Annotated in this window: 13 protein-coding genes; 5 read left to right on the top strand and 8 right to left on the bottom strand. The window is 66.3% G+C overall.

Annotation, left to right across the window (positions count from 1 at the left end; all coding sequences use genetic code 11):
• Positions 1–44 precede the first annotated feature (44 nt).
• From AC13GI_RS08090 to AC13GI_RS08065, 6 genes are all read right to left on the bottom strand, one after another.
• Entirely contained in the window at positions 45–2243 is a 2199-nt protein-coding gene (locus tag AC13GI_RS08090; RefSeq protein ID WP_482995161.1) for a TonB-dependent siderophore receptor, read from the bottom strand.
• 331 nt (positions 2244–2574) lie between these two features.
• Positions 2575–4272, bottom strand: coding sequence for a malate dehydrogenase (quinone) (gene mqo, locus AC13GI_RS08085; RefSeq protein ID WP_482995162.1), 1698 nt, complete (start codon positions 4270–4272; stop codon positions 2575–2577).
• A 194-nt stretch (positions 4273–4466) separates the two neighbouring features.
• Positions 4467–4913 (bottom strand): GNAT family N-acetyltransferase, encoded by a 447-nt coding sequence (locus AC13GI_RS08080; protein WP_482995163.1) that lies wholly within the window; start codon positions 4911–4913, stop codon positions 4467–4469.
• A gap of 78 nt (positions 4914–4991) precedes the next feature.
• The gene (locus tag AC13GI_RS08075; protein WP_099819359.1) at positions 4992–5576 is read right to left on the bottom strand and encodes a hypothetical protein; all 585 of its coding nucleotides are present in this window, start codon (positions 5574–5576) and stop codon (positions 4992–4994) included.
• Between the two features lie 150 nt (positions 5577–5726).
• Positions 5727–6161, bottom strand: a complete 435-nt coding sequence (locus AC13GI_RS08070; protein ID WP_482995164.1) for a tetratricopeptide repeat protein — start codon at positions 6159–6161, stop codon at positions 5727–5729.
• 160 nt (positions 6162–6321) lie between these two features.
• Complete coding sequence (locus tag AC13GI_RS08065) at positions 6322–7227, bottom strand: LysR family transcriptional regulator ArgP (protein WP_049464713.1); 906 nt, start codon at positions 7225–7227, stop codon at positions 6322–6324.
• A 139-nt stretch (positions 7228–7366) separates the two neighbouring features.
• Between AC13GI_RS08065 and AC13GI_RS08060 the strand changes: the two genes are divergently transcribed.
• From AC13GI_RS08060 to AC13GI_RS08045, 4 genes are all read left to right on the top strand, one after another.
• Positions 7367–8002 carry a LysE/ArgO family amino acid transporter gene (locus tag AC13GI_RS08060; RefSeq protein WP_025873889.1) on the top strand — a complete coding sequence of 212 codons (636 nt, stop codon included), beginning with the start codon at positions 7367–7369 and terminating at the stop codon, positions 8000–8002.
• Between the two features lie 167 nt (positions 8003–8169).
• A complete protein-coding gene (locus AC13GI_RS08055; protein ID WP_482995165.1) occupies positions 8170–10152 on the top strand; it encodes an alpha/beta hydrolase family protein in 1983 nt (660 codons plus the stop codon).
• A 94-nt stretch (positions 10153–10246) separates the two neighbouring features.
• Positions 10247–12232 carry an alpha/beta hydrolase family protein gene (locus tag AC13GI_RS08050; protein ID WP_482995166.1) on the top strand — a complete coding sequence of 662 codons (1986 nt, stop codon included), beginning with the start codon at positions 10247–10249 and terminating at the stop codon, positions 12230–12232.
• A 66-nt stretch (positions 12233–12298) separates the two neighbouring features.
• Positions 12299–14284, top strand: a complete 1986-nt coding sequence (locus tag AC13GI_RS08045; RefSeq protein WP_482995167.1) for an alpha/beta hydrolase family protein — start codon at positions 12299–12301, stop codon at positions 14282–14284.
• Positions 14285–14339: 55 nt separating this feature from the next.
• On the opposite strand, the gene AC13GI_RS08040 is transcribed toward AC13GI_RS08045, so the two are convergent.
• Together AC13GI_RS08040 and AC13GI_RS08035 are read right to left on the bottom strand one after the other, a co-directional pair.
• A complete protein-coding gene (locus AC13GI_RS08040) occupies positions 14340–16094 on the bottom strand; it encodes a peptide MFS transporter (protein ID WP_482995168.1) in 1755 nt (584 codons plus the stop codon).
• Positions 16095–16166: 72 nt separating this feature from the next.
• The gene (locus AC13GI_RS08035) at positions 16167–17315 is read right to left on the bottom strand and encodes an acetyltransferase domain-containing protein (RefSeq protein WP_482995169.1); all 1149 of its coding nucleotides are present in this window, start codon (positions 17313–17315) and stop codon (positions 16167–16169) included.
• 200 nt (positions 17316–17515) lie between these two features.
• On the opposite strand from AC13GI_RS08035, the gene AC13GI_RS08030 reads away from it, so the two are divergent.
• Positions 17516–19480, top strand: coding sequence for an OPT family oligopeptide transporter (locus AC13GI_RS08030; protein ID WP_089239520.1), 1965 nt, complete (start codon positions 17516–17518; stop codon positions 19478–19480).
• Positions 19481–19649 lie beyond the last annotated feature (169 nt).

The raw sequence follows: 19649 nt of genomic DNA, 5'->3' as shown, positions 1-19649 counted from the left end.
CGGCACCCACCCAACGGTCGGCACCCACCGGGTTTCCGCCTGCCTCAGAACTTCCAGCGCAGGCTGGCTGCCACGAAGCGCGGTTCGCCGTAGTTGTTGTAGTCCAGGTTGGCCCAGTAGGTCTTGTCCAGCGCGTTGCGCACGCTCAGCGTCGCCGTCCAGTTGTCGCTGATGCGGTAGTTGGCGTTGAACTGCACCAGCGCATACGCGGGCTGGTTCACCGTCACCGTGGTGCCCACCCCCACCGGGTAGGGGATGTTGTAGCCCTGCACCTTGCTCTGCCACTGCACGCCACCGCCGATGCTCAGGCGCTCCAGCGCGCCGCGCAGCTGCAACTGGGTATTGAGCTGCAGCAGGTTTTCAGCCGGGTTGGCGTACAGCAGGTCGGTGGCCGCGCGGGTCACTTTGACGTGGGTATAGCCGGCATTGACCGTCCAGCCCGGCAGGATCTCGCCGTTGACGTCCACTTCCCAGCCACGCGCCTTGGTGCCGTTGACGCCGATGTAGGCCGAGCTGCCATCGCTCAGCGAGCCTTCCGGCACGCCCATGTCACGCACCGCGTAGTTGTCCTGCTTGGCTTCGAAGATCGCCGCGTTGGCGGTCAAACGGCCATCAAACCACTGCGTTTTCAGGCCCGCTTCCAGGTTGGAGCCCTGCACTGGCGCCAGCAGGTTCTCGTTGCGGTCCTTGTAGTTCTGCGGGTTGAAGATCTCGGTGTAGCTGGCATAGGCCGCCACGTTCGGGGTGATGTCGTACACCAGGCCCACGTACGGGGTGACTTCATCGCTCACCTTGTACGCGCCGCTGGTGGCGGTGTAGGCACCGGCGGCGTTGTAGGCGCGGGTCTGGGTCTGCCAGCGGCTCAGGCGTGCGCCGGCGATCAGCGCCAGCGGGTCGGCCAGGCGCAGGCGGGTGGCCAGGTAGAAACCGCTCTGCGTGGTCTTGGCCACGCGGCGTGCGCCGGTGAGGGTGTAGGTCACTTCGGAGATGTCGCCATCCCAGGTGTGCACGTTGGGGATGTAGTAGCAGCGCTCACGGCCACAGGTCGCCCAATCGCGCGGGTAGTTCAGCGCCAGGGTATTGGTGGTGCCTTCCAGGTCGGCCCACTGTGCGCCCACGGTCACGTCGTGCTCCCGGCCCCACAGGTTGAAGGTGCCGGTCAGGTAGGCGTCGACGTTGCGGCGGGTGTCTTCCGAATCGCCGGCGGCAGTGCGCAGGTAGATGCCCGCGCCGGTCACCGGGTCGGGATTGCCGGTGCCGTACAGGCGCATGTTCTGCACGTTGCCACGGGTGTAGGCGGTGTTGATCTTCAGCAGCCAGTTCTCACCGAAGCGCTGTTCCAGGTTGGCGAATACCGTGCTGGTCTCGCGCTGCCAGTAGCTCCACTTCGGCGCCAGGTTGGTCGAGCGCGGCAGATGCGCGAAGTTGCCCTTGCTGTCGAAGAACGGCACGGTGCCCCAGGTCGAACCCACCGGGTTGTTGTCCTGGGTCTGGTAGCCGACGGTGACCGTGGTGCTGTCGGTCACGTCGCCTTCCAGCACGGCCATGCCGGCCACCTTGTTCTCTTTGTAGCGGTCGTAATAGAAATCGCGGTCGGTGTAGGCGGCGACCACGCGGCTGCGGAAGCGGCCGTCGGCGGTCAGCGGCGCGGTCACGTCCGCTTCCATGCGGCGGTAGTCCCAGCTGCCGGCACTGACCGAGAACGAGGCGTCGAACTCCTTGCCCGGGCGCTTGCGCAGCAGGTTCACCGTGGCCGAGGGCACGCCGGCGCCGCTGAGCAGGCCGTTGGCGCCGCGGATCACTTCCACCCGGTCGTAGAAGGCGGTGTCGTATTCCTGGTTGGTCGAGCCGCTGTAGGTGGGAATGCCGTCCACCTGGAAATCGGTGATGGCAAAGCCGCGCGCGTAGTACAGCGGGCGCTGGGTGTCATAGAAGGACACGCTGACGCCGGTGACATTGCGCATCACGTCGTTGAGGCTGAACAGCGATTCGTCCTGCAGGCGCTGCAGGCCGATCACCGTGGACGACTGCGGCGTTTCCTGCAGGGTGATCGGCAGGCGCGTGGTGCTGGACGGCGGCGCGGACTGCTCGGCGCGCACGCTCACCCGGTCCAGGGTCTTGGCGTCGGACGCATCGGCAGCGACATCGGCAAACGCCGACGGTGCAGCCACGGCGAGGGAGGACAACAGGGCAGCCGGCAGCAGCGCACGGCGTGGCAGGCGGGTACGGAGGGTCAGAGACATGGCGGGCTCGAAGCGTGAAGGCGGGGAAGGGGCGGCAACAGTTGTCCAGCACCCGGGCGGCGGCTTCGGGCACATCAGGTCCATCTGGGATGGGCGCGGTCACTGCGCAGGACGCAAATGTAAATAATTCTTAACAACATTACAATTCGCGTCATTGCGCATGGGCTTGTCGGCGCCCGGCAGGGATTTCTGCAGAGCCGAGCCCATGCTCGGCCGTTGGCAACCGCGAGGAGCAGCCGAGCGCAGGCTCGGCTCTACAGGTGGGTGCGACACAAACGCAGACGGCCACCCGAAGGTGGCCGTCCGTTTCCGTCCAATGGCAAGCGCAGGCTTACAGCGCCTGCAGTTCCTCGTTGGCGTTGCGCTTTTCCTTGGCCGGCGCCGGGGTCGGGGCGGCTGTCGGTGCCAGGGCCGGCGTCGCGCCCGCTTCCACCGGAACATCCAGGTAGGGCAGGTGCAGGGTCTGGCTGGTCAGCGTGCGGATCTCGTTGGTCAGCGCGGCGCTCTCGTTGAGCTTGCGGCCGTACGACGGCACGATCTCGCGCAGGCGGGCTTCCCAACCGGCCTTCATCTGTTCCGGGAAGGCCTTGGCCATCAGGTCGAGCATGATCGGCGGCGAGGTCGAGGCGCCCGGCGAGGCACCCAGCAGCGCGGCAAGGGTGTGGTCCTTGTCGGTCACGATCTCGGTACCGAACTGCAGCACCGCGCCCTTCAGCGGATCACGCTTGATGATCTGCACGCGCTGGCCAGCGGTGACCAGCTTCCAGTCGCCCGGCTTGGCGTTGGGGAAGTACTTGACCAGTTCGGCCTGGCGATCGGCGTCGTTGAGGCGTGCCTGGCCCATCAGGTACTGCACCAGGTCCAGGTTGTCCTTGCCCACTTCCAGCATCGGGCCGACGTTGTTGTGGTTGACCGACGAATACAGGTCCCACCACGAGCCGTGCTTGAGGAACTTGGTGCTGTACAGCGCGAACGGCCCGAACAGGACCACCGGCTTGCCATCCAGCTTGCGCGCATCCAGGTGCGGCACCGACATCGGCGGCGAGCCGGTTTCGGCCATGCCGTAGGCCTTCACGCCATGGCGCGAGGTCACGTCCTGGCCCTGGAAGGCGAGGAACTGGCCGCCCACCGGGAAGCCGGCGTAGTCCTTCGATTCCGGGATGCCCGACATCTGCAGCAGCTTCAGCGCGGCGCCACCGGCACCGATGAACACGAAGCGGGCGTGGGTGGTGGACTCGGTGCCGGCCTTGAGGTCCTTCACCGTCACGTTCCAGCTCTTGTCCGCGTTCTGCCGCAGCGCGCTGACCTCATGGTTGAGGTGCAGGCCGAAGTTCGGGCTGTGCTGCAGGCCGGCGGTCAGCTGGCGGGTGATGACGCCGAAGTTGACGTCGGTGCCCAGCGGCATCCAGGTGGCGGCGACCTTCTGCTTCGGGTCGCGGCCTTCCATCAGCAGCGGTGCCCACTGCTTGATCTGCGCCGGGTCTTCGGAGTACTGCATGCCGTAGAACAGCGGGTTCTTCACCAGCGCCTGCTGGCGCTTGTGCAGGTAGGCGATGTTGTCATCACCCCAGACGAAGCTCATGTGCGGGGTCGGGTTGATGAAGTCGCTGGGCTGGCTCAGCCGGCCTTCCTTCACCTGGTGCGACCAGAACTGGCGCGAGACCTCGAACGATTCGGCGATGCCGACCGCGCGCTTGGTCTCGATGCTGCCATCGGGCAGTTCCGGTGTGTAGTTCAGTTCGGCGAATGCCGAGTGGCCGGTGCCGGCGTTGTTCCAGCCGTCCGAGCTTTCACCGGCGACGCTGTCGAGGCGCTCGTAGACCTGGATGTTCCAGTCCGGCTGCAGTTCCTGCAGGTAGGTGGCCAGAGTGATGCTCATGATGCCGGCGCCGACCAGCACGACATCGACGGGCTTGTCGTTGCTCGCGGCGGGCACCGAGCGCTGGGTCAGCGGCCAGTACAGGAACAGTGCGGCGACCAGCAACAGCAGCACGAGCAGGGCGAGCAGGGCCTTGCCAAATTTCTTCATGGGGGCGGAATCGTTGGCGGGGGGAAGGGGTCAGGATGCGCAAGAAGCAGGGAAAGAGCGTGAAGAAACAACGCCTTGCAGCATTCCAGGGGCAATTTTAACCGCTTCTGGTCCGATTTTGATGCAACGCAGCATCCGACGGTTCGCGGCACCCTCACCCGCTAGCGCCGGGCCATGCCCGGCGATGCACTCAATCACGCCAACTCAAGGATCTCGTCACCTGCCTCATCGATCTCGCCGGTCGCCTTCCAGCCCAGATGCCGATAGAAGCCATACGAGCGCGAACGCGGGTCTGCCGAGCAGGCCAGGAATAGGCGGGTGTGGCCGGCATCGCGGGTCAGGCTGACCACGTCCTGCAGCAGCTGCCGGCCGATGCCGCGGTTCTCGAATTCCGGCAGCAGGGCCAGCACCAGCACCTCGCCGCTTTCGCGGTCGGCAAAGCAGTAGCCGGCCATCCGCTCGCCCTCGCAGGCGATGCGGCCGATGGAATCGCCCTCGGCGATGCCCGCTGCCCAGCTGTCCTCGGTGATGCCCAGTTCGGCCAGCCGCGCGGCACTGAAGGCGTTTTCGCGGGTGCGCCCGCGCAGGTCGATGCAGGCAGCGGCATCATCGGGGAGGGCATCGCGGTAGTGGATCGTCATATGGGAAACCTGGGGTCGAATGGAACCACATGAGTGTGGACGACCCGGATGGAGATTGGATGGAGACGGCGGCGGTCTTCAATCACTGCCGATGGTGAAGTATTCCGCCGCGAAGTAGGCCAGTTGATAGGCCAGTGTCGCTGCGGCCAGCACCAGTTGCATACGCGCGCTGCGCAGATGCCATCCCAGCGCCGCAACGATGAGCATCAGCGCCGTGTGCAACGGGTAGGCATCCCCCAGCAGCCGCCATCGGCTTCCTCCCTTGATCGCGGTGTCCACAAGGTCCAGTAGCGTCAATATCGCGATCACCCCGAAGATCCAGCGCCGCCGCTGCATCAGGTAGTGGCCGTAACTGCCGTAGTCGCGCAGGTCGTCGGGAAACAGCAGCGCGCACAGCAGGAACCAGGTCGCGCTGTAGGTGATCACGAACAGATAGGTTTCAAATGTCCAGCGATGCACTTCAACGAGGCGGAATTCCCACCACCAGAAGGTGACCAGCGACACCAGCGTCCACATCACCCAGCACAGGTGCAGCGCCGAACAGCCACGCCGCTGCGGGTGCTCGATGATCTGCGCCAACCCCTTCAGCAGGGTGGTGATGGACAGGCCGAGGATGATCCCCATCACCACGCGGATATGCAGGAATACCGGTTCGGTTTCCATCAGCCAGCCCCCTCGTCGGTTGCGCCGATGCTTGCACAAAAAGGGGACGTAGGGATCAAGTCGTTTCCAGCCCGACCTCTCCATGGCTGAGACTCAACGAGTCCTGACTACCAAGGGCTGCATTCCCAAAGCTTGGCTGCCTTGGTGGTATCAAGGCGAAGTGAGGCCGTGCTGACGCAGCAAGGCAAGGTACTTCCCGCCTTCATCGTCAGCGTCGAATATGTCCTCGCCATCCAATGCATAAGCCCTGAGCAGGTACTCCAGCGCCTGATCCCGTTGTCCTTGAAGTTCATGACATTGGCCAACCCGATACAGGATGAAGGCGTTCGCATGACCGTCCGGACCATTCAGCGCATCCACGAAGTACTGTAGGGCTTCGGGAAAATGTCCTGACATAAAACTCGCGTCGCCAAGCGAGGCGCAGAGCCACGTGTAGGCTTCCCAATCGTTGGCAGGGGCAGGCAACTTGTCCAAAGCCTGCAGCCAGCAGCGCATTGCGCCAGCGTGATCATCGGCATCCATGCAGGTGTTTCCCTGCTCGGAGAGTCCAGTGACCTGCTCGTAGATGTCGTCAGGAAGCTCCATTCGGTTTGGCTCGCAATCAATGAACCCTCAAGCCTACGCGGGACCTCTGCAACTGTCGGCTGGCAATGACGCAATTGAATGTCGGGATCGCCCTGTTCCCGTATTCGTGAGCAGAAGGTTCGAAGTCGACCAAAGTCGGCATCCACCCATGCGCGTCCGCTCAGCGCCTGCGCTGCACCAGCGCCGAGGCGGCGTCCAGCACCGCCCGGGTCAGCAGGGCCATCGTCTGCACGTCGCCCTTCCAGTGCTGCCAGTACAGCGGCACGTCTTCCCACGCGCGCTGCCGCACATACACCAGGCGCCCGGCATCCAGATGGCGCTTGACCAGCGGCAGGGGATTCATCGTCCAGCCGAGCCCGCCCAGATTGGCCTGCACGAAGGCACGGGTGGAGGGAATCCACCAGGTCGGCGCGGTGCTGGGCAGGTCGGCGCCGGCCATGCGCCGGGCAAAGCGTGACTGCATGTCGTCCTTGCGGTTGAACACCAGCACCGGTGCCTGCGCCAGCGCCTGTGCGGTCACGCCCTTGGCGAAGTGCTGCTCGCGGAACGCCGGCGTACAGGTGGCGGCGTAGCGGATGCTGCCCAGCGCGTGGATCTGGCAGCCCTGCACCGGCTCGTCCAGGGTGGTCACTGCCCCCAGCACGGTGCCCTGGCGCAGCAGCTCGACCGTGTGGTCCTGGTCTTCCACCCGCAGGTCCAGGGTGGTGCCGGTGCCCTGCGCGAACTGCTGCGCGGCCTGCGGGAACCAGGTCTCCAGGCTGTCGTGGTTCACCGCCACGGGGATGCTGGCCTGCGGCAGGTCCTCGTCGGCCAGGCCCATGCGGTGCAGGGCATCGTGCTCCAGCAGGGCGGTCTGCTCGGCCAGCTGCACCAGCAGCTGGCCTTCGGCGGTGGCGGTCGCAGGCGTGCCACGTTTGACCAGCAGGCGGCCGATGCGGTCTTCCAGTGCCTTGACCCGCTGCGAGATGGCCGAGGGGGTGACGTTGAGCGACTGCGCAGCACGGTCGAAGCTGCCTTCGCGGATCACCGCAGCCAGGGCCCGCAGCTGTGCATGGTCGATGCGCATGGCAATTAAGCTCCGCTAATGTTGGTTTAGTAAGTTTAGCTCGTCTTTTCTATGTTGCGGCGCGACAATGGCGCCCGTTCCGGTGCTGTCCGCCTTCGCGAGGCACCGCTCCCCCAAGCAAGACAAGGTAGTGAATCCCATGTTCTCGGTCATCTCCGCCAGCACCGGCCTCGGTGCCTGGTTCAGTGGTGCGGCTACCGGCATCGGCCTGTTTGCCGTGGTCGGCGCCCAGAGCGCCTTCATCCTGCGCCAGGGCATCCTGCGCAAGCACATCGTGCCGGTGGTGGCCACCTGTGCGGCCATCGATGCGATCTTCATCTTCGCCAGCGTGGCCGGCCTGCGCACGCTCACCACGGCGCTGCCGTGGCTGACCACCGCCGTCCTCTGGACCGGCGTGGCCTTCCTGGCCTGGTATGCGATGAAGTCCGCACGCCGTGCGATCGCCGGCGGCGGCGGCATGGGCGAAGCCGACAGCGATGACGGCAGCCGCCGTGCGGTGCTGATGGCGGCGGTCGGCTTCTCGCTGATCAACCCGCACTTCTGGCTGGACATGATGGTCATCGGCTCCATTGCCGAGAACTTCGGCAATGCGCGCATGGCCTTCGCTGCCGGCGTGGTTACGGCGAGCTGCCTGTGGCTGACCGCGCAGGGCCTCGGCGCGCGCCTGCTGGCGCCGCTGTTCACCAAGCCCAGCACCTGGCGCGTGCTGGACGGCACCATCGCGGTGATCCTCAGCATCCTGGCCCTCACTCTGGCGGTGCGCGGGGTCCATTGACCCGGCACACGCCCCCCGAATCCACGTCCTGACTCTCTCTCCAAGGTAGTGGTAACAACGGCACCGGCAACGGTGCCGTTGTTTTTTGCGCGTACTGGCGGCGTGGCCGCTGGCCTGCCTAGAATCGGCCAGCCGGGACAAGGCGTCCAGGCGTAAGGGGGGGAAGGATGCGCAGGTATGGATTGGCCGCCATCATCGTGGCAGGGATGGTCGTGGCAGGGATGGCGTGGGGGACCGCCGCTGCGGTTGATCTGGACACCTACGTGCGGGCGGACAAGTTCGAGGATGTGATCCTGTCGCCCAGCGGCGACTACCTGGCCGCGACCGTGCCCGGTGATGGCTTCACCGCGTTGATCATCCTGCGTACGGACGACAACACGCCGGTGGGTAGCCTGCGGCCGCCACGCAATTCCCATGTCTTCGATATGCACTGGGTCAACGACGATCAGGTGATGTTCGGCCTGGCCCAGAAGTTCGGCACCCGTGATGCACCCTGGGCCACCGGCGAGCTGCTGGCGCTCGACGCGCGTACCGGGCGTACGGACGTGCTGGTCGGCTACCGCAACCTGGGACTGCGCCTGCGGCCCAGGTACCACAGCGAGGCGGCAGCATTCCTCAGCGACACCCTGCCGGGCGACGATGGCCAGGTGGTCATTGCAATGGGCGCGTCGCGCCTGGACGCCAATGGCTATGCGGCCCGGCTCGACCTCGCTACGGGCAAGCAGCGCATCCTGGCCCGCGCGCCGGTACCGGCGTCTTCCTACACGATCGATCCCAAGGGTGACGTGCGCTTCGTGCGTGGCACCGGCAGCGACAACGGCAGCCGTCTCTACCACCGCAACGGCGGCGAATGGGCGCTGGTGAATGATGAAACGGCCAGTGGCCGCATCGAGGCGGCACTCGGCTTTTCCGCCGATGGCCAGCTGGCCTACCTGCAGAGCGAGCAGGCCACGGGACCCGATGCCATCGTCAGCTGGAACCCGGCCACGCAGGAACGCAGGGTTGTCCTGCGTGACGATGTGGTCGATCCGGCACGGGTGATCCGCCGCCCCGGCAGCAGGGTGCCGGTCGGCGCGCTGTTCCTGGGCGATACCCCGCGCACCCGCTTCTTCGATGAAGCATCGGCCGAAGCGCGGCTGTACCGCAGCCTGGAGGCGGCATTTCCCCGGCGGGCGGTGTTCATCACCTCCAGCACCCGTGATGGACGAAAGCTGCTTCTGGAAACCTGGTCCGGCGCCAATCCGGGCGAGTTCTACCTTTATGACGTCGACCGCAGACAGGCGCGCTTCCTGCTGGCGCGCAGCGAATGGATCGACCCGGCTGCGACCGCATCGGTGCGGTCCATAAGAGTGAAGGCACGCGACGGACTGGACCTGCATGGGTTCCTGACCGTGCCGCACGGCAGTACCGGCCGCGACCTGCCGATGGTAGTGCTGCCGCATGGCGGTCCCATCGGCGAGTACGATGACGGACGTTTCGCGCACGAGACGCAGTTGCTGGCAGCGGCCGGCTATGCCGTGCTGCAGGTGAATTTCCGCGGATCCGGCAACTTCGGCCGTGCCCACATGCGTGCGGCCATGCGGCAATGGGGCCGCGCCATGCAGGATGACGTGACCGATGCAACGCGCTGGGCCATCGCCGAGGGCATCGCCGACAGCAAACGCATCTGCATCTACGGTGCCAGCTACGGCGCCTACGCGGCGATGATGGGACCGGTGCGCGAGCCGGGGCTGTACCAGTGCGCGGCAGGCTACGTGGGCGTTTACGACCTGCCGTTGATGTACACCCGGGGCGATGTGGGCGACAGCCGTTCCGGTGTCGCCTATCTGCAGCAGTGGCTGGGCGATCCGGCCTCGCTGGATGAGGTGTCGCCGGTTGCGTTGGCAGATCGCATCAGGGTGCCGGTATTCCTGGCCGCTGGTGGTGAGGATGCGCGTGCGCCCATCCAGCACAGCAAGCGCCTGCAGGCCGCGCTGGAACGGGCCGGCACGCCGGTGGAAACCCTGTATTTCCGCACCGAGGGCCACGGCTTCTACACCCAGGCGCATCGCAGCGAGTACTACGGTCACCTGCTGGCGTTCCTGTCGCGCAGCCTGGGAGGAGCCACCGCACAGACGCAGGCCAGCGGTGATGCGCAGAAGGCGCCCTGAGTCTGGCGATGGCGCGCTCTTCACTGGCGCCGCCATCGTCGGCCTGCCTAGAATCGGCAAATCTGGACAGGGTGTCCGGCAGGGAGGGGGAAGGATGCGCAGGACTGTATTTGCCGCGCTGCTGTGCGCGGTGGTGGGCGGGACGTCGGCGGGTACCGGCGGGGTGGACCTGGAGAAGTACCTGAAGCCGGAGTCGTTCTCGGACGTCAAACTCTCGCCGGGCGGCGAATACGTCGCCGGCACCGTACCGCTGGACGATTCCACCGCGCTGATCATCCTGCGCACGTCCGACCGCAAACCCGCGGGTGTATTCCGGCCACAGGACAAGAACCACGCAAACACCTTCGAATGGGTGAGCAATGACCGCCTGCTGGTCGGCCTGGCCGAGAAGCTTGGCGCGCTGGATACCCCGCAACCGACCGGTGAACTCTACGGCGTCAATGTCGATGGCAAGGGCGGCGAACTGCTGGTCGGCTACCGCGTGCAGGGCCGTGGGCTGGGCACGCGCATCCAGCCGAAGAAGGTGGAGGACGTCGCGGCTTTCCTCACCGACGAGCTGCCCGGCGATGACCGCAATGTACTGATCGCGGTGTGGCCCTTTGCCGATGATCCCTATACCCGCGTGGAGCGGCTGGATGTGGTCAGCGGGCGCCGCGTGCGCGTTTCCGGCTCGCCGGTGCAGCGCGCCAGCTTCACCACCGATCATCAGGGCGAAGTGCGCTTTGCTCACGGCGCTACCTCGGACAACGTCAACAAGCTCTACTACCGCGCTGGGACCAATGCGCAGTGGTCACTGGTCAATGACGAATCGCTGAGCCACCGGGTGGAAGGGGCCATCGGCTTCTCCGAAGATGGTGCACTGGCCTATCTGCAGGTCGAGCAGCCCACCGGGCCCGATGCCATCGTCAGCTGGAACCCGCAGACCGGCGAACGGCGCGAGGTGCTGCGCGATGGCGTGGTCGATCCTTACGCGATCATCTTCCGCCCGGGCACCCGCGTGCCGGTGGGCGCGCTGTATGTCGGCGATGCACCGCGCACCCGGTTCTTCGATGAGAAGGGAGCCGATGCCCGTCAGTACCGCAGCCTTGAGGCGGCGTTCGGCGGCCCGGTGCTCATCACCTCCAGTACCCGCGATGGCGGCAAGGTGGTGGTGCAGACGTGGTCGGGCAGCAACCCCGGGGATTTCTACCTGTTCGATACCCGCGCGAAGGCGGCCGAGCATCTGCTCAGCCGCAGTGAATGGATCGACCCGAAACTGGCCGCCACGGTTCGCCCGTTTGCATTGAAGGCCCGCGACGGCGTGTCGCTGCATGGATTCCTGACATTGCCGCAGGGCAGTGATGGCCGCAATCTGCCAATGGTCGTGTTGCCGCACGGCGGCCCCTTCGGCGTGTTCGATGAAGGCAGCTACAGCAGCGAGCCACAGATGCTGGCCGCCGCAGGGTATGCGGTGCTGCAGGTCAACTTCCGTGGTTCGTCCAATTATGGCCGCGCCTTCGCCCAGGCGGGTGCGAAGCAGTGGGGCGCGGCGATGCAGGACGATGTGACCGACGCCACGCGCTGGGCCATCGCCGAGGGCATCGCCGACAGCAAGCGCATCTGCATCTATGGCGCCAGTTACGGTGCGTACGCGGCGATGATGGGGCCGGTACGGGAGCCGGGGCTGTACCAGTGCGCGGCCGGCTATGTCGGCGTGTATGACCTGCCGCTGATGTTCACTGGGGAGGCGCAGTTGAGCGATTCGGCCTTGCTTTGGCAGCGCGATTGGGTGGGTGATCCGAAGACGCTGGGCACCCGTTCGCCGGTGAATCTGGCCGCGCAACTGAAGGTGCCTGTATTCCTGGCCGCCGGAGGCGAAGACCGTCGTGCGCCGATCAAGCACACCGAGCGCATGGAAGCCGCGCTGAAGGCGGCCGGCTCGCCGGTGGAGAGCCTGTATTACCGCACCGAAGGCCATGGCTTCTACCGGCCAGAGCATCAGCGCGAGTACTACACCAGGCTGCTGGCCTTCCTGTCGCGCAGCCTGGGCGGCAGCACCGCCAGCACCAGCACAACCGCGGGTGCTGACAAGGCGCCGTGAGGCAGAGCAGCCGCGTCCTGCGGACCCGATGCCGGGCAGGGGATGCCCGGCTTCAAGGAGGAAGTCATGAAGCTTGCAAAGGCACTGGCTGCAGTGATGGCCATCTGCGGCGCGGGTGGGGTGGATGCTGCGGAGGTTTCGCTGGACGGCTATGTGCGTCGTGCGGAGTTCAATGACATCCAGCTCTCGCCCACCGGCGAATACCTGGCCATGACCTTGCCGCTGGAGGGCGCGACCGCCGTAGCGGTCCTGCGTACCGACACGATGGAGCTGGTCGGCAATTTCCGACCGCCCCGCAACAACCATGCCGCCGAGGTCGACTGGGTGAGTGATACCCGCCTGCTGATCGGTCTGGCCGAAAAATGGGGTCCGCTGGACCAACCGCGGCCGACGGGCGAACTGTATGCCATCGATGCCAATGGCAAGCGTGGTGATCTGCTGGTCGGCTATCGCGCCCGCCCGGATGAGCCCGGCTTCGTGACCGGACGCGTGGTCGAGCCGGTTGCCGCCTTCCTGACCGATCCGTTGCCTGCCGACGAACGCAACGTGTTGATCTCGCTGTGGCCATTTGCCAATGACACCAATGCGCGGCTGGAGCGGATGGACGTCATCACCGGGCGCCGCATTCCCGTTTCGCGTTCACCGGTGCAGCGCGCGACGTTCACCACCGATAGTCAAGGTGAGCTGCGCTTCGCCCACGGCGCCGCTGCCGACAACGTCAACAAGCTCTACTACCGCGAAGGGCCCGATCGCTGGACGCTGATCAACGACGAAGGCAACAGTCACCGCATCGAGCGCCCGATCGGCTTCTCCGCCGACAACCGCCTGGCCTACCTGGTGGTGGAGCAGGCCCGCGGCCCCGATGCGGTGGTCAGCTGGGACCCGATCAGCGGAGAGCGGCGTACGCTGCTGCAGGACGATACCGTTGACCCTACCCGCGTGGTCTACCAGCCCGGCACGCGCGTGCCGGTGGGCATCCAGTTCGTCGGCGCTGTTACGCGCGCGGCCTTCTTCGATGAGCAGTCGCCGACCGCCAGCATCCAGCGCAAGCTGGAAAAGGCGTTCCCAGGGCAGGCGGTGAGCCTGCTCTCCGGCACCCGCGACAACGCTCGCCTGTTGGTGAAGGTGAGCTCGGCGACCAATCCCGGTGATTACTTCATGTACACCACCGCCACCCGCAACGCCGCTTTTCTCACCAGTCGCCATCGCTGGTTCGATCGCGAGGGCGGTGCCAGCGTGCGCCCGGTCACCCTGGCTGCGCGCGATGGCCTGCCGCTGCACGGCTTCCTGACCCTGCCCAAGGGCAGTCATGGGCACAACCTGCCGATGGTGGTGGTCCCGCACGGTGGTCCGATCGGCGTGTTCGATGACGGTGGTTTCGAGCGCGAGAACCAGTTGCTGGCCGAGGCCGGCTACGCGGTGCTGCAGGTCAACTTCCGTGGCTCGGGCAACTACGGTCGCGCCCACACCCAGGCCGCTGCCCGGCAATGGGGCCGCGCGATGCAGGACGATGTGACCGACGCCACCCGTTGGGCGATCAGCCAGGGCATCGCTGACGGCGGACGCATCTGCATCTACGGCGCCAGCTACGGTGCCTACTCGGCGATGATGGGCGTCGTGCGCGAGCCCGGGCTGTACCGGTGCGCGGCAGGCCATGTCGGCGTGTACGACCTGCCGTTGATGTTCAAGCGTGGCGACATCCAGGATCGGGCTTCGGGCGTGACCTACCTGCAGCAGTGGCTGGGCGAGCCGGCCACGCTGGATGCGGTGTCGCCGGTCAACCTGGCGGCAAGCATCAAGGTGCCGGTGCTGCTGGCCGCCGGTCGCGAAGACCTGCGCGCGCCCGTGCAGCACACCGAGCGGATGGAGGCCGCGTTGAAGCAGGCCGGCGTGCCGGTGGAAGCGGTGTACTACCCGCGCGAGGGGCATGGTCTGTACGCCGAGGCCAACCAGCGCGACTACTACACCCGACTGCTTGCCTTCCTGTCGCGCAGCCTGGGCGGTGGCACGGCAGCCGCCGCGACGGCTTCCGGCAAGGCCAAGGCACCCTGAAACAGACGCGGCGGCAACCATCATGGTTACCGCCGCTGCGACCTGCCGATGGGTGTTACTTCACCCCATGCATCATCCGCTTCAACAGCGGCGCAGCGATGAAGGCCAGCAACGCGCAGCCCAGGCCGATCCACATCAGCAGCCAGAACAGGTGCGCATAGGCGCCGGCGGCCGCGGCCATGTCCAGTGTTTCGCCTTCGGGCACGTCGATCGCCGCCAGCTTGCCGAACAGCGCGGCCAGCGTTTCCGAGAAGGCTGTCGCCAGGAACCAGGTGCCCATCATCAGGCTCATTACCCGCGGTACCGCCAGCTGGGTCACCGCCGACAGGCCCACCGGCGACAGGCACATCTCGCCGCTGGCCAGCAGGAAGTAGGCCAGTACCAGCCACCACACGCTGGCCATCTCGCCGGTGGCACCGACGTGCTGCGCGGCCAGTGCCAGCGGCACGAACGACAGCGCGCCGATCACCAGGCCCCAGGCTGATTTCACCGGCTTGCCCGGTTCCCAGCCGCGGCGGTCCATCCACGTCCACAGCGCAGCGAAGGCTGGCGCCAGCAACACCAGGAACAGGCCGCCCAGATAGGTCAGCGAACCGGCGGTCTGCGGAATCACCAGGCAGTCACGCACCAGCAGCACCAGCATCAGCGCAACGATGCCGATGAAGAACGTACGCGGCGCGGTCGAACCAGGACGGCGTTCGGACAAGCGCGCGCTGACCACGAAGCCCAGCGGCGCCAGCAGCAGCGACACGATCGACCACGGCAGCGGCGAGCCTTCGCGGATCACCAGCGCCGGCACGATGTCCTTGGTCAGCAGGCGATCAGTAAAGGTCACCCACGAGCCGTACGACTGCTCGTACATCGTGAAGAACACCAGCGCCATGAAGATCAGCACCATCAGCGCGATCATCTGCTGGCGCTGCACCGGCGTGCACTTCGTGCCGGTGAACCACGCGAACCAGACCAGCACGCCGCCCAGCACCACCAGCATCAGCATCAGCGCCAGGCTGATTTCACCGCCAAGCGCGAAGGCACCGTTGCCGGCTGCCCACATCAGCCAGGCCACCGGCAGCACGCCGATCACCGCGCACAGGTAGATCAGCCATTCGCGCGGCAGGCCCAGCACCTTCTGCTTCAACGTGGCCGGCTGCGGCGGTTCGGCGTGGCCCTGCAGGTACTTCTGGCCCCACAGGAACATCGCCAGGCCGGCGATCATGCCGACGCCGGCCGCACCGAAACCGTACTTCCAGCCGTAGACCTCGCCGAGGAACCCGCACACCAGCGAGGAGAATAGGGCGCCCAGGTTGATGCCGGCATAGAACAGCGAGAAGCCCGAATCGCGGCGTGGATCGTCCTGCGGGTAGAGCTTGCCGACGATGGTGGAGATGTTCGGCTTGAGGAAGCCGACGCCCATGATGATCAGCGCCAGCGACAGGTAGGTCACGGCCAGCGCCGAGGTGTCGCGCACCACTTCACCATTGACCCGGTACGCCGCGTGGCCTTCGAAGGCCATGCCCAGGTGGCCGAGCACCAGCAGGATGCCGCCGAACAGCACCGCCCGGCGCATGCCCAGCCAGCGGTCGGCCAGCATGCCGCCGAACACCGGGATGCAGTACACCAGGCCGCCGTAGGCACCGAGCAGGTCCAACCCGGCCTTGTCGCCGAACAGGTGGTATTTGGTGAGATACAGCAGCAGCAGCGCCTTCATGCCGTAGAAGGAGAAGCGCTCCCACATTTCGGTGAAGAAGCAGACGTAGACGCCCTTGGGGTGACCCAGGAAGTCGTCGGAAGCGATAGCAGTGGAATTCATCGCGGAATTATAGGCCCGCGCCCGCTTTCAGTAGATCCACGCCATGCGTGGATGGCCGCCCCGGTACATGGCCTACAGATACCGCAACCAGGCCAGGTCGCGTCGCCGTGCCTTGAACCGCGCGAACGCCCGCGTTGGTGGATACAGCACCACCGCCAGCGCGCAGGCCACCAGCAGCAGGCCGGCCACCGAGTCCAGTGCATACAGGCTGCCGTGGGTCGGGCCCCAGGTCTTCAACGCGGCCAGGTACAGCAGCTTCAGCACGTACAGGTGCAGCAGGTAGAAGAACATCGGCGCTGCACCGATATCGGCCAGCGGCCGCAGCGCACGCGCCAGCGGCGGCCACTCGTACAGCCGCAACAGCAGCAGGCCCGCGCCAAGGGTCAGCAGCAGGAACTGCAGCGAGGGCGGGTACTTGGTGATGTTGAACACGCTCATCCACGTGCGCAGCGTGGTCTGCTGGTACTGCCAGGGCGCGTCGCCATAGTCGTTGGCGAAGCGCAGCAGGGCGAAGGCGGCCAGCGCGCCCAGCCCGGCCCACAGCAATCGCTGTCGGCGCTGTTCCGGATCGCTGCTGGCAGCGAACCACGGCGCCATCAGGTAGCCCAGCGCGATCACCCCGATCCACGGCAGCACCGGGTAGGAGGTACGTAGGCTCAACGGCCCCGCCTCGATCCAGTCACGCTGGTGCAGCACCTTCCACAGCACCGCCAGGGCGCCGTCGCCCTGCACGCGTACGCCATCCAGCAGGTTGTGGCCAACCACCAGCGCCACCGCCAGCATCGCCAGCAGCGGCCGTGGCAGCCACAGCAGGCCAGCCAGTGCGATCATGCTCAGGCCGATCGCCCAGATCACCTGCAGGTACACCGTGTCCGGCGGGAACTGGAAGGTCCAGGCGAAGTTGACCAGGGTCAGTTCCAGCACCACCAGGAACAGGCCGCGCTTGAGCAGGAAGGCGGCGATGGCGCGGCGCGGGTCGCCCTGGCGTTGACCATACAGCCACGCCGACAGGCCGGTCAGCAGCACGAACACCGGTGCGCACAGGTGCGCCAGCAGGCGGCAGGCGAACAGGGCAGGGGACACGGTCGCCGCGTCCATCGGGTCGCTCACCTGGTACTGCAGGAAGAACGTCTCGCGGACGTGGTCGAGCAGCATCAGCAGCATCACGGTGCCGCGCAGCTGGTCGATGGAGGCCAGCCGGGGGGAGGCAGAGGAGGGCATGCGGTGGGGGCGTATGGGGCGACGGAAAGTTATAACATAGCGTTTGTGGCATGCCCACTCGGGCTTTGCCGTATCGGCTCGCTGGCCGTGCCGCTGCGGGTCTGTGCCTGTTCCATGCTCGGCCCCCATCCTTTGGCACGCTGGACTTGCCGCCCCCTGAACGCTAGCGTGCAAGGGATTTTTTGCCAGCAGGGGCTTTCATGAACCATGACGCTGCGCCCAAGCAGCTCACTTTCCGCGCGGTGGTCCTTGCCATCGTGCTGGCGGTGGTGCTGTCGGCCGCAAACGCCTACCTCGGTCTGTTCGCAGGCCTGACCATCGCCACCGCGATTCCCGCCGCGGTCATCTCCATGGGCGTGCTGCGCCTGCTGGGTGGCGGTTCCATCCTTGAGAACAACATCGTGCAGACCGGCGCCTCGGCCGGTTCGTCGATCGCCGCCGGTGTGATCTTCACCATCCCCGCGCTGGTGATCATGGGCTACTGGCCGGACTTCAAGTACTGGTGGGTGCTGGGCATCGCCGGTCTCGGTGGCCTGCTGGGCGTGCTGTTCTCGGTGCCGCTGCGGCGTTCGATGATCGTCGAAGACCCGCTTCCGTTCCCGGAAGGCAAGGCGGCGGCCGAAGTGCTCAAGGCCGGTGAAAACCCCGGCCCGGGCCTGAAGATCCTCGGCCTGTCGGCGGTGATCGGTGCCTTCGTGAAGCTGGCCGCGGAAAGCGGCATGCGCCTGATCCCCGATGCCTGGGCCACCTCGGCCTATGTCGGCAGTTCCAAGATCACCGCGTTCATCGGTACCAACCTGTCGCCGGCGCTGCTGGGCGTGGGCTACATCGTCGGCCTCAACGTCGGCATCGTGGTGGTGTCCGGCTCGATCCTGACCTGGCACATCGCCATTCCGATCTACCAGGCGTTCTTCATGAACACCGATCCGGCGCTGGCCGCCTCGATCGCCACCGCCTCGTCCACCGAAGCGGCGTTCGCCATCTGGGGCGCGAAGATGCGCTACCTGGGTGTCGGCGCGATGCTGATCGGTGGCATCTGGACCCTGATCTCGCTGCGCAAGTCGCTGCTCAACGGCGTCAAGAGCGGCTTTGCGGCCGCGCGCAAGAGCGGTGGCCCGGTACTGGCGCACACCGAGCGCGACCTGCCGATGAAGTGGATGCTGGTGGCCCTGGTGGTGTTCACCCTGCCGCTGCTGGCGCTGTACCAGGCCATCGTCGGCCAGTGGCACGTGTCGATCCCGATGACCCTCATCATGATCGTCGCCGGCTTCCTGTTCGTTTCGGTATCGGCCTACCTGGCCGGTCTGATCGGCTCGTCCAACAACCCGGTCTCGGGCATCACCATCTCCACCATCCTGTTCGCTTCGGCAGTGCTGGTGCTGCTGCTGGGCAAGGATGGCCTGCAACCGGTCGGTGCCTTCGGTGCGCCGCTGGGCGCGGTGGCCGCGATCATGATCGGCGCGGTGGTGTGCTGTGCCGCCGCCGTAGGTGGCGACAACCTGCAGGACCTCAAGGCCGGCTACATCGTCGGTGCCACCCCGTGGAAGCAGCAGCTGATGCTGGGCATCGGCGCGTTCTCGTGCGCGCTGATCATGGCCCCAGTGCTGAACCTGCTGGCCACCGCCTACGGCATCGGCGTCAAGTCGGAGCTGCATCCGAATGCGCTGGCCGCACCGCAGGCGAACCTGATGGCGTCGGTGGCCAAGGGCCTGTTCGGCGGCGAGCTGCCGTGGACCTTCATCGGCATCGGTGCCGTGGTCGGTGCCGCCATCATCGCGTTCGACAGCTGGCTGAAGTCGCGCAACTCGCGCTTCCGCGTGCCGGTACTGGCCGCGGCGATCGGCATCTACCTGCCGCTGGAACTGATGGTGCCGATCTTCCTCGGTGGCCTGATCTCCTACCTCGTCGAGCGCTTCCACAAGGTGCGTGCCGATGACGAAGAGGGCCGCGACCGCGTGCACAAGCCGGGCGTGCTGTTCGCTGCCGGCCTGATCACCGGTGAGGCGCTGATGGGTATCGCCATCGCCGTGCCGATCGTGGTCAGCAGCCGCGCCGACGTGCTGGCCGTGCCGTTCCACCTGCCGGCCGCGCAGTGGATCGGCCTGGCCGTGCTGTTCCTGGTCGGCTGGCTGATCTACCGCACCGGCAAGCGCGCCGTGGCGTGACGCCCGCGGGGGCGGATCCCTTCCCGCTGGGAAGGGCTCTGACCCCATGCTGGCAGCGTCTGGGGTCAGAGCCGATTCCATGGAATCGGATCCGACCCCGACCTCCGACAAACCGCGCTTCGGCGCGGTTTGCTTTTTCTGGCGGCAGCTCGGCCCCGGCCATGACCGA

Source organism: Stenotrophomonas sp. 82F1 (assembly GCF_056861525.1).
This window is presented reverse-complemented; position numbering and strand designations above follow the sequence as displayed.